Below are 12,115 nucleotides of genomic sequence, written 5' to 3' on the forward strand. Positions count from 1 at the left end.
GCCAAACTACTAATGATATGAAAAATATAATCACTCTTTTGCTTTTTTGCATGAGTCAATTAGCAATTGCTCAAACGGAGGACGCTTGGGTTTATTTTGCGGATAAGGAAAATGTGGCAAGTTCTATTGCCAATCCATTAACTATACTTACTCAAGAATCTATTGATAGAAAAAATCTTCACAATGTTGCTATTGATGAAAAAGATGTTCCTGTTAATGAAACGTATATCACACAGGTAAAGAATGCCACAGGAATAACTGTACTTGCAAAATCTAAATGGTTTAACTGTATATATGTTAGAGGAACTCAAGCAAATATTAGCAGTCTATCGAGCCTTAGTTTTGTGGATCGTATAGATTATGCAAACAATTCATTAGATTCAGGAAAGTCTGTATTTTCTATAGAAGATAGAGCTCCTATAAAAAATAATAAGTTCGAAGTAAAAACGACGTTTAATTATGGAAATGCAGCGCAGCAAATCCAACAGCTAAATGCTGATTACCTTCATGAGCAAGATTACACAGGGACGGGAATGACTATTGCTGTTATGGATTCTGGTTTCCCGGGAGTGAATACCATTGATGGTTTTAAGCGCATAAGAGATGATGGTAGATTATTGGATGGATATGATTTTGTTAGGAGAGATGATAATGAATTTGCCTTTGCGGGTAGTAGTCACGGAACTCAAACATTTAGTGATATTGCAGGGTTTATTGATGGGCAATTCGTAGGGACAGCTCCAGATGCTAAGTATTATTTATTCATAACAGAAGATGCAGCCACAGAGGGACCTAAAGAAGAAGCATTATGGGTAGAAGCTGCAGAACGAGCAGATAGTTTAGGAGTACACGTAATTAATACTTCTTTAGGGTATTCTAATGGTTTTGATAATCCAGCGTATGATTATACTACTTCTGATATGGATGGACAAACGGCTTTTATTTCCAAAGGAGCAAATATGGTCTTTGAAAAGGGCATGTTGTTAGTTTCTTCTGCCGGCAATTCCGGAAATAGTGCTTGGGGTATTATTACAGCTCCAGGAGATGCCCTTGGGTCATTAACTGTAGGTGCTATTGATGTTTTTGGAACCTATGCCTCATTCAGCTCTAGAGGACCTACGGCTGATAATAGAGTAAAACCAGATGTCGTAGCCAAAGGACTTGGAGCGGCGGTAATACGCTCTAATAATGCAGTATCTACTAGTAACGGAACTTCTTTCAGTTCTCCAATAATGGCAGGTGCCGTAGCATGTTTATGGCAAGCCTTTCCGTCCATGACCAATGCAGAAATTATGCAAATGGTAAGAGAATCAGCATCACTATATAATAATCCAACAATTCAATTAGGGTATGGAATTCCTGATTTTAAGTCAATATTCGAAAATTTATCTATAGATGAGAATTTCACTGAAGGCTTTAAAGTATATCCAAATCCAGTACGGGATAGATTATTTTTTGATTTAACTACTAAAGAATCACTTGAAATTCGCATTTTTACTACCGAAGGAAAAATGGTGCAATCTGAAATATTAAAAAATTTGAATTCTATCTCATTGAACAATTTATCAAAAGGTTTATACCTTGTAGAATTAATTTCAGGAACCTCACGTTACACATTGAAGATATCAAAATACTAATGAATAAAGTCAAAGAACTTTTTAAAATCCAATATCCTATTATTCAAGGCGGGATGATTTGGGCAAGCGGCTGGAAATTAGCTAGTGCAGTAAGTAATTCAGGTGGTTTAGGACTTATAGGAGCAGGTTCTATGTATCCGGATGTTTTAAGAGAGCATATTCAAAAATGTAAGAAAGCAACAAATGAACCTTTTGGTGTCAATGTTCCAATGTTATATCCTAATCTTCAGGAAGTTATTGAAATTATAATCGAAGAAGGAGTGAAAATTGTTTTTACATCAGCAGGAAATCCCAAAACGTATACTTCTTATCTTAAGGAAAAAGGAATTACCGTCGTTCACGTGGTGAGTAGCGTGAAATTTGCTCTAAAAGCTCAGGATGCAGGTGTGGATGCAGTGGTTGCTGAAGGTTTTGAAGCTGGTGGGCATAATGGAAGAGACGAAACAACTACTTTAGCATTGATTCCAATGGTTAAAGAGAAAATAAAAATACCACTCATCGCCGCGGGAGGCATAGCTACGGGTGCATCAATGTTTGCTGTTATGTCATTAGGAGCTGATGGAGTTCAGATAGGGAGCAGATTTGTAGCAAGCGAGGAAGCTTCCTCTCATATAGATTTTAAAAAAATGGTGGTGGACGCTAAAGAAGGCGATACACATCTTACTTTAAAAGAATTGGCTCCAGTGCGTATGCTGAAAAATAAATTTTATCAGGATGTGGCAGAATTGTATACCAAAGGCCCTACCGTAGAAGAACTAAAAACCTTATTGGGTCGTGCAAGAGCAAAACGAGGAATGTTTGAAGGAGATCTGGAAGAAGGTGAACTAGAAATCGGACAGGTGTCAGGTTTGATTCATGAGATTAAACCAGTAGTAAAAATAATAGAAGACTTAATTATTGATTTTGAAGTCACCAAGCAAAAGATGAGTAAAGTTAGATTTTGATTAGTTATTCTTTGGTGATAGCAGATTCATAATATTTTTTTTCGTTCCGATATGACTGGTTTAATTCTGAAATTTTAATTTCTTTGGTTTTTCATAAAGGTATATATGGAATCTCCATTTGTTTTAGTTTATCCTCATAAGCTTTATCAGTATACCATTGTACATCATGTTCTTTATTTTTGAGATGCATTGCTAATTCTGTCACTGGATTGAAATGACCGTCTGCAGGGATACAAGCAAAAAGATTTTTTATAGGAGGCATACAGAATCTAATCTGTTATATTAAAGAAGCCTCAAATTCATACTTTTTTTTATTGAAAATTACTTTTATAATCAAATTATAGGTTACACCTTATTATCCTTACTTTTGATGTAAAATGATATCTATGAACTCCAGAGAAAACCAGCTAAAAGCTTTTGATCGCTTGCTTACGATTATGGATGAACTGCGTGAACAATGTCCTTGGGATAAAAAACAGACTTTACAATCACTTCGTCATCTTACCATAGAAGAAACCTACGAATTAGGAGGTGCTATTTTGGATAATGACCTTGAAGAGGTTAAAAAAGAACTTGGAGATTTATTATTGCATATTGTTTTTTATGCTAAAATAGGAAGTGAAACAGGGGATTTTGATATATCTGATGTAGCCAATGAAATATGTGAAAAGCTTATTAATCGTCACCCACATATTTATGGTGATGTAAAAGTTACTGATGAAGAAGATGTAAAGCGAAATTGGGAAAACTTAAAACTCAAAGAAGGTAAGAAAAGCGTTTTAGAAGGAGTTCCAAAATCTCTGCCCGCGCTAGTAAAGGCTAGCAGAATACAAGATAAAGTCGCTGGAGTTGGATTTGACTGGGAAGAACCACAACAAGTATTTGAGAAATTACAAGAAGAGCTTGCAGAATTACAGCATGAAATTGATGAACATAATCAAGACAAAATAGAATCAGAATTTGGAGATGTACTATTCTCAATGATCAATTACGCACGTTTTTTAAATGTAAATCCAGAAGATGCGCTAGAAAGAACCAATAAAAAGTTTATAAAACGATTTCAATATTTAGAAGAAAAAGCTAAAGAAAAAAGTAAGAGTTTGAAAGATATGACATTGGCCGAAATGGATGTGTTTTGGGAAGAAGCAAAAAAAATATGATCATAGTTAGGGGTTGATATTCTTCTTTAGTAAAAATTATCGATCGGATATTTTATATGGTTTTTTCCTCACTTTATTGATAATTGGAAAGTGATAATTCCTCATGTTTTTATATAAATTTTACGGTTTAACCATATTTTATTTAAATTATTTTGTGTTCGGAACACCCTTGTTTTGCTGCGTTTTTCGGTAAAATATTATCGGGACATCCGTTGTTGTGATGAATTTCTAAAAAACTTATCGTAAATTAGGAAGTATAATTATTTAGTGATAATTGTGTGGCTAATTCAAAAAAAAAAATATTAAATCCATTTTTTGGTGCCTTTATTTTTCTATTTATTTCATTGTCGTTATTTAGCAATCATGATAAGATAAATACTTTAAATAATGGGGGCATCGAATTTAATGAACTCATAATTTCTGCAACGAAATATTATGACGATAATCGGTATGCTTTAGCTATTAAAAATTATGAGAGAGCCTTAGAACAAGTAACTGGAGATTCTATAGCTATATTTAAAAGATTAGCATTTTCATATGCTAAGAGTAATCAACCGGAACTTGCTAGTAAATACATACATAAATATGTTATAGTAAGTTTGAATCCCTCTTTTGTAGGACACAGCTACTTTGATGTAATCAGTGATTCTGAAGAATATCAATTACTAGCGGACACGTATCTAAAACAAGTTGGGTTATGGTCAATTTTCTGCTTTTATGTCGCATTCATAGGGTTTTTTATATCTATAGTTTTAAATTTTAGAGAAAAATCAGACAGAGTTGCTAATTTACTGATGAGTGCCTTCATATTGATACATTCGTTTTTTATAATTCATATTGGCTTATATTTTTCTAACTATCAGTACTATCTGCCTCATATATTTTATATGTCTACATTGTTTTCTTTCTTATATGGACCTCTTATCTATTTTTATTTCAAAAGAGTTACTATAAGTTATAGTTTTAAACGTTTGGATTTATTGCATTTGGTACCTTCCTTATTATTGGTAGTGTTGTTGTTTCCAATTTACAGCCTGCCTTCGAATGAAAAACTAAGTATAATATTAAATAAAGAGAGACCTTATATAAATCTAATATCAATTTCTAAATTAATATCGCTATTAATTTATGGAGGTTTAGTTATAAAAATGTATTTGAATTCTATTAAAATCAATAGATATTTTTCCAAAATAGTATTTAACTGGCAGAGAAATATTGTTGTTTTCTGTTCTGTTTATATCGTTTCCTACGGTATATATTCAATATTGATTATAAAACAAGTTCTTAGTGGTTTTTTGTTTTACGTCCAGATTGTATCCATGGCATTACTTGTACTATATGTAGGCTATACCGCTTTTGTTCAGCCTAGTGTTTTTGGTGTTTTAAGATTGATTAAAAATAATATACCACCAGAAATCGATAAGTATAAGAAATCTGGTCTTACTGAAAGTTTGTCACTGGAGTTAAAGGAGAAGTTGCAATATCTTCTTGATGAAAAGAAAATTTATAAACAAAATGATATTACTCTTCAGAAATTAGCACAATATTTGGATACTACAAGACACAATACTTCTCAGATCATAAATGAACATTTTGATCTAAACTTTTTTGAATTAATAAATAAGTCTAGAATTGAAGAAGCAAAAGAATTATTAAAAGGAGAAAAACATAAGAACTTTAATATTATCGATGTGGCCTATGAAGTGGGTTTTAATAATAAAGTTACCTTCAATAAATCTTTCAAGAAATATAATCAGATAACTCCATCTCAATATGTTAAATCCTTCGTTGCTTAACTTGTATTAGACATAATATTATTCTAAAATAGGATGTGTTATTTTGTAATGTAACTTTAGTAAGTGGGGTCAAAAGTATCTAAGAGAACTATGAAGTTTGTTAACTAACATTTGTTTTTTGTTAATATTAAAACATAAAAAGTAAAAAACATATTTGTAAATTTGTGGATTAGGTATTTGTTTATCTCAATTATGTGGCTAACTCAACTAAACATTACCGTATCATTATCACGATTTAGGGCTTTATTTTTTTTATTGATTTTAATTTCTTTATCCGCTTCTGGTTCGAACGGAAAAAACTTAAGTTCAAAAAATGCTAAATCCCAGATTGATAGTTTGTTTTATTCTGCGGAAGATAATTTTCAGAATGAACGATTTCTTATGGCCATTTCGGAATATAAAATAGTATTAGAAAAAGGAACTATTGATTCTTCGGTTGTCTATAAAAAAATAGCATTTGCTTATACTAAATTAAACCAACCTGAACTTGCTTGTAAGTATATAGAAATATATATAAAAAGGAGTCTAGATGTTGAGTTTGTTGGACATAGTTATTTTAATGAGATCAGCTCTTCTAAGTCATATCAGGCGTTATCTAGTAAATACCTTAAAAAAATAAATTTTTGGGCTCTATTTTGTTTATACGTAGGATTTATAGGTGTATTTATATATACTGTGTTAAATTTAAGGAAGGGACCGGATAAGATTGCGAACTTTTTGATAAGTACCTTTTTGTTAATCCATTCTTTTTTCATTATTAGGATTAGCATATTAATAACTAATTACGAATATTACCTACCCCATACTCTATATTTATCTGCGTCATTTTCATTTTTATATGGTCCACTTATTTATTTTTATTTTAAAAGAGTAGCAACAAAATATGAGTTTAAACTTATAGATATATTGCATTTAGTACCTACCGTTATATTTCTCATTCTTTTATTTCCTATTTATTCTTTACCTCAGGAAGAGAAATTGAGAATGATAATAAATAATGAGAGACCATACTTACAGGTACTTGTGACTTTTAAATTAATATCACTAATAATCTACATAGGATTGATTATAACAATTTATATTACTTCAATTAAGAAAAATAAAAATTTAGTTATAGGAGAACGTAATAGGTTACGAAACATAGTAATCTTGTGTGCTATTTATATTATTGCCTACACGATTTATGCGGTTCTTATAAACCAATTCATTATAAGGGGCTTTTTATTTTACTTACAGATAATTTCTATGTCCTTACTGGCGTTATATATAAGTTATACTTCTTATGCTCGTTTAATTCTTTTTGAAAACTCAAAAGGAATAAAAGGTAAAACTAAAATACAGTTTCACAAGTATAGGAAATCAAATCTAACAGAGAGTTTATCGGCAGAATTAAAAGAGAAATTGTTGATACTTTTAGACCAAGAGAAAGTTTACCTCCAAAATGATATCACCCTTCAAAAGTTGGCAGATTATTTAGATACAACTCGTAATAATGCTTCTCAGATTATAAATGAGCATTTTGACCTTAATTTTTTTGAACTAATTAATACGTATAGAATAAAGGAAGCAAAGGAAATTCTGAAAAACGAGAAATCAAAAAATCTTAATCTTATAGAAGTTGCCTATGAGGTCGGTTTTAACAATAAAGTGACATTTAATAAATCTTTCAAGAAATATAATCATACCACTCCATCCGAGTATGTGAAATCGCTTATCACATAATATTTTACTTTTCGAAATTAGATATTTTTAGGTAAACTTATGTAGGGTTTACCCTTTTTTACTGGTATTATATGTTTTTTTATTAACGTAATCATAAGTAAGGAAGGGAGAATATAATTACAGTTTCTACGGAAATTTTATTCTAGTTTTGTAATGCATATACCTTGAGTTCGCCTTCTTTTTATTCTAGCCTTCCTCCTTATGATTATACTAAGCTAATTTATATAATCTTGAAAATTTTATTTATGAGAGTACATCATTACAAATTGTTAATGTTCATGTTTTGGATGTCCAGCATTGCATTTGCTCAACAAAAAACAATCTCGGGTAATGTAACCGACGACAAAGGGTTGCCATTGCCAGGTGTAAATGTATTGGTAAAAAATACTGATAATGGTACCCAAACTGATTTCGATGGTAATTATTCTATTAATGCAGCAAGAGGAGCTGTTTTATCTTTTAGTTATGTAAGTTTTACTACCAAAAATGTCGTAGTAGGTGATTCTGATACTATCAATGTGCAACTAGTAGTTTCAGCAGCGGAGCTAGAGGAGGTTGTCGTAGTTGCTTATGGATCACAGGTTAAAAAGAAATTAGTAACTAGTATTAGTACAGTTGGAGGTGATGATATCGAAAATATTATTGCAGATTCTCCGCAAAACATATTACAAGGTCAAGCATCTGGGGTTCAGGTGTTTTCTAGTTCGGGAGGATTAGGGGCGGCACCTACCATTAATATAAGAGGTTCTGCCTCCATAACAAGTAATACCAGACCATTGTTTGTTATTGACGGGGTAACGCTAGGGGACAGTTTTACCACCTTTAATCAAGGTACTGGAGCTGGTATTAATCCTTTGGCTAGTATCAATCCAAATGATATTGAGAGTATATCCGTTCTAAAATCAGCAGCAGCTTCGGCATTGTATGGTTCTCGTGGAGCGAATGGAGTTGTACTTATTACAACCAAACGTGGAAATAAAAATGGAAAAGTGACGGTTGATATAGACGTAAACACTTCATTTGCTAGAATAACCGACACTCCAGATTTGTTAAATGCTCAGCAATTTATTGATTTTACAACACTCGTAAGAAATGGTTCTGCTGTAACAGCAAATCCACTAACTAGTGCAGGAGGGGAATTTGACGCATTAGATGCAATTTTGAGAACGGCTATAAGCCAATCCTACAATTTTAGTATAAGAGGTGGTAACGAAAAAAGCAATTATTTTATTGGAGCTACCCGTGAGGATATAGAAGGTATAAGAATAGGTGATAATTTAGAGAGAACTAGCTTTAGATCTAATATACAAGTTAAAGCCACTGATTGGTTAACAGCGACCTTAAATGCGAATGTATCACATAATCGATTCGATAGGGTTCCGAATGAAAATAGTTTTGCTTCCCCGTATACCATTGCTTTACTGCAAAGGCCAGATGTAGAGCCATTTGATGATCAGGGTAATTTTACAACAGCTGGTAATGTGGGCGGGGGTAACGTGATAGCCCAAGAAGCATTAAATCTTAACTTAGCTACAACCACCCGTATTATTGCAAATGGATCTCTAGATTTTAATCTATCTTCTTTGATAGATGGTTTAAGTTTTAAACAAGATATAGGAATTGACAGAACGTTTACGGAAAATCAACAAAGAAATGTTGAGCTATTAACTCCAGGAGGATTTGCAGCAAACTCTGTTTTTCAACAAAATAGATATATTCTCAACAGTTTACTCTCCTATAACAAAACTTTTGGAGATGCACATAATCTAAATCTTTTGGCAGGATATTCTTTTGAAGATAATCAATTAAGGAATGTTCAAACACAAGGTACAGGGTTTTTGTCTGATGCACAATTAAATATTGAGTCGGCTTCAACATTCCCTGTTACCTCTTCAAGTGGTGATGCAACTAGGCTAGTATCTTCATTAGGTAGATTAACATACGATTACGCAGATGGTAAATATATTGTAGAAGGTTCTATAAGAAGAGATGGTTCTTCTAGATTTGGTGCTAATAACAGATTTGGAACATTCTGGTCAGCAGCAGTAGGATGGAATATATCTGATGAAGCGTTCATGCAGAACGTAGATTGGATTCAGGGACTCAAACTAAGTGCAAGTTATGGTACAACCGGAAACGATAGAATTGGAACTCTTAATGTTTTCCCAGCATTAGGACTTTTTGCAGGAAATAATTATAATGGTAATCCAGGTCTAACACCTTCAACACTAAGTAATCCAGATTTACAGTGGGAAAGTACCACAACTCGAGATATAGGGTTAACAGCAGCTTTTTTTAATAGAAGATTAACTTTTAATGTAGAATATTACAACAATGTGACAGATGATTTAATTTTATTTGTTCCTAAAGATCCAACATTCAACAATGGATTAAATGGAAGAAACGAAAACATTGGAGAATTAGAAAATAGAGGTGTTGACGTAACTATAGATGCTGTGATTTTTGATGGTGCAAACGACGGTTTTAAATGGACTTCAAGCTTAAATCTTGGATTTAATGAAAATGAAGTAACCAATCTTCCTGATGGAACTAGTGTAGATGAGAATGGGAATAAATTTGTTGATCGTACGGGTGGATCTCTAGCATTTTCAGGACAGAGAGCTGTAGAAGGTTTTTCTGTAAATACTTGGTATTTAGTTCCTTATTTAGGAGTTAATCCTCAGACAGGAGATGCAGAATGGTTAGGTGCTGATGGTAGTCCAACGACAACTCCAGTAGCTGCAGATAGACGTATAGTAGGTCAGGCAAATCCTGATGTAGTCGGAGGATTTACTAATGTGTTTACCTATAAAAACTGGTCATTAAATACATTATTCAATTTTTCTTTTGGTAATGATGTCTTATTAACTTCTAGGACATTTACAGAAAACCCAATAAGTGGATTCAATAAATCAACAAGAGTGTTAAATGTTTGGCAGCAACCAGGAGATCAGGCTTTTATACCAAGTCCTGATAGTCCAACTATAAATACTTTTAACCAAAACTCAACGGCTCAGCTCGAGGATGGATCTTTCGTTAGATTAAAAAATGTAACCTTAGCGTATACACTTTCTGATAAATATTTAGAAAAAACTTTTATTAATAAAATAAGATTATATGCTACGGCAACAAATTTATTAACTTTTAAAAGTGATGGATTAGACGGATATGATCCTGAAGTATCCAATGGTTCCGATGGTTTTGATGCGGCTGGTCAAGATTTCTTTACTTTACCACAAGCATCAACATATACTTTTGGACTTAATGTTTCTTTCTAACAGTTTAACGAGATAATACATATATATGAAAACAAGTATAAATACAAACAATAAATTTAGTGTACTAGTAATTTTATTAGTAGTACTACTAACAACTTCTTGCGAAGATAAAATAGAATTATTACCTGAAGATCTTACGGTTAACGAAGTTGTATTTTCCAATGGAGCCTTAGCATTAGGAGCTGTAACAGGAATATATAATAGAGCACAACAGGATGATGTATTGAACGGTACACTACAATTTAGTTCAGAGTGGCAAGCCGATAATGTAGATTTTATAGGTACGTTTACCACATTTGGAGAGATAAGGGATTATGCAACGTTGGCTGCTAATACTTCAGTTTTTGGTATGTGGGATGATAATTATGAAGTTATCGGAGCGGCAAATTTAGTTATTGATAATGTTCCTTTAATTGAAGATGTGAGTTTTACAGCAGAGCAGCGTACGCAGGCTATAGCAGAAGCTAGATTTCTGAGAGCCTTGGTATACTTTAATATCGCTACTGTCTTTGGTCAACCTTTGCAAGTTGGAGCAGGTGAAAATAATTTGAGTGTTCCTCTTGTGACCTCGTCAGAACTTGATCAAGAATTACCTAGAGCAACGTTAGGCGAAATATATGATTTTGTAGAATCCGAATTCTTAGCTGTTATTCCTGATTTAGCTGATGGTACTAGAATATTAGCTAATCCCGGAGCTTGCAGAGCATTTTTGGCACGATTATACTTATATCAGGAACGTTGGGATGATGCTGCAAATTTTGCAAACGATGTGATCAATGATTCTTTTTATAGTCTAGCAACAGATTATACGTTCTATGATTCACCTGATGCAACAGAGCATATATTTACACTGCTAAATGACCCAGTGGATGGTCAGGATTCTGGACAAGGTTTTTCTGGATTAAGTAATCCTGTACCAGAAGGTAGGGGGGATGTTCCTTTTTCCCAAAATTTGTTAGATGCGTATGCAGAAGAAGCTGGAGACCTAAGATTTATAACTCAGACAGGAGCTGGAGCTGAAGGTCCAGATAGAATCTTTACCAATAAATTTCCTGAGGGGGATAATAATTCAGACGATGCCCCTGTGATGAGAGTTACCGAAATGTATCTAACCAGAGCAGAAGCTAATTTAAGAGGTAATACATCTATCGGTGCTACACCGCTTGACGATATTAATGCCCTTAGAAGTAGAGCAGGATTATCTGATTTAACTAGTGTTGATTTAGATATTATTTTAAATGAACGTAGAAAAGAGTTGGCCTTCGAAGGACAAAGACGAATGGATCTTTTGAGAAATAACCTGAGTTTAAGAAGGTCTGGTCAACCAAACGAAGCTAATTCGGCACCAGGCATGGATAAAACTATATATCCTATACCTCAGACAGTTAGAGATTTATCACCATTTCTTGATCAAAACCCTGGGTACTAATTACAATAAAATATTTTACAAAAATAAAGGTCTACTGAAAAGTAGGCCTTTTTTTATTCTCATATTTTAAGATCTATCTTTTTAGCAAGTGGTTAAATTTCGTAAGAAATAATCTTTTCCAATACTATAAAATGAATTTGATAATAATA

Annotated in this window: 8 protein-coding genes; 7 read left to right on the forward strand and 1 reads right to left on the reverse strand. The window is 32.9% G+C overall.

Going from position 1 to position 12,115, the window contains the following annotated elements; all coding sequences use genetic code 11:
- Positions 1–17 precede the first annotated feature (17 nt).
- Together Q0910_RS00770 and Q0910_RS00775 are read left to right on the forward strand one after the other, a co-directional pair.
- A complete protein-coding gene (locus Q0910_RS00770) occupies positions 18–1,637 on the forward strand; it encodes a S8 family serine peptidase (protein ID WP_299211200.1) in 1,620 nt (539 codons plus the stop codon).
- A complete protein-coding gene (locus Q0910_RS00775) occupies positions 1,637–2,581 on the forward strand; it encodes a nitronate monooxygenase (protein ID WP_299211203.1) in 945 nt (314 codons plus the stop codon). Before Q0910_RS00770 ends, Q0910_RS00775 begins: the two co-directional genes overlap by 1 nt.
- A 91-nt stretch (positions 2,582–2,672) precedes the next feature.
- Here the strand turns inward: Q0910_RS00775 and Q0910_RS00780 are convergent, their stop codons facing one another.
- Positions 2,673–2,843 (reverse strand): hypothetical protein, encoded by a 171-nt coding sequence (locus tag Q0910_RS00780; RefSeq protein WP_299211206.1) that lies wholly within the window; start codon positions 2,841–2,843, stop codon positions 2,673–2,675.
- 124 nt (positions 2,844–2,967) lie between these two features.
- Between Q0910_RS00780 and mazG the strand changes: the two genes are divergently transcribed.
- The 5 genes from mazG (at position 2,968) to Q0910_RS00805 (ending at position 11,966) form a co-directional block, all read left to right on the forward strand.
- Positions 2,968–3,741 carry a nucleoside triphosphate pyrophosphohydrolase gene (mazG, locus tag Q0910_RS00785; protein ID WP_299211210.1) on the forward strand — a complete coding sequence of 258 codons (774 nt, stop codon included), beginning with the start codon at positions 2,968–2,970 and terminating at the stop codon, positions 3,739–3,741.
- Positions 3,742–4,019: 278 nt separating this feature from the next.
- Complete coding sequence (locus tag Q0910_RS00790; protein WP_299211213.1) at positions 4,020–5,537, forward strand: helix-turn-helix domain-containing protein; 1,518 nt, start codon at positions 4,020–4,022, stop codon at positions 5,535–5,537.
- A 192-nt stretch (positions 5,538–5,729) separates the two neighbouring features.
- A complete protein-coding gene (locus tag Q0910_RS00795) occupies positions 5,730–7,259 on the forward strand; it encodes a helix-turn-helix domain-containing protein (RefSeq protein WP_299211216.1) in 1,530 nt (509 codons plus the stop codon).
- 245 nt (positions 7,260–7,504) lie between these two features.
- Entirely contained in the window at positions 7,505–10,537 is a 3,033-nt protein-coding gene (locus tag Q0910_RS00800) for a TonB-dependent receptor (protein ID WP_299211219.1), read from the forward strand.
- 25 nt (positions 10,538–10,562) lie between these two features.
- Entirely contained in the window at positions 10,563–11,966 is a 1,404-nt protein-coding gene (locus Q0910_RS00805; protein WP_299211222.1) for a RagB/SusD family nutrient uptake outer membrane protein, read from the forward strand.
- Positions 11,967–12,115 lie beyond the last annotated feature (149 nt).

The organism is uncultured Aquimarina sp., assembly GCF_947495315.1.
Taxonomy (GTDB): domain Bacteria; phylum Bacteroidota; class Bacteroidia; order Flavobacteriales; family Flavobacteriaceae; genus Aquimarina.

Excerpts from the sequence above, each read along its gene's own strand:
- Q0910_RS00775 (WP_299211203.1), top strand. The coding sequence starts at position 1,637 with ATGAATAAAGTCAAAGAACTTTTTAAAATCCAATATCCTATTATTCAA.
- Q0910_RS00770 (WP_299211200.1), top strand. The coding sequence starts at position 18 with ATGAAAAATATAATCACTCTTTTGCTTTTTTGCATGAGTCAATTAGCA.
- Q0910_RS00805 (WP_299211222.1), top strand. The coding sequence starts at position 10,563 with ATGAAAACAAGTATAAATACAAACAATAAATTTAGTGTACTAGTAATT.
- mazG (WP_299211210.1), top strand. The coding sequence starts at position 2,968 with ATGAACTCCAGAGAAAACCAGCTAAAAGCTTTTGATCGCTTGCTTACG.
- Q0910_RS00780 (WP_299211206.1), bottom strand. The coding sequence starts at position 2,843 with ATGCCTCCTATAAAAAATCTTTTTGCTTGTATCCCTGCAGACGGTCAT.
- Q0910_RS00795 (WP_299211216.1), top strand. The coding sequence starts at position 5,730 with ATGTGGCTAACTCAACTAAACATTACCGTATCATTATCACGATTTAGG.
- Q0910_RS00800 (WP_299211219.1), top strand. The coding sequence starts at position 7,505 with ATGAGAGTACATCATTACAAATTGTTAATGTTCATGTTTTGGATGTCC.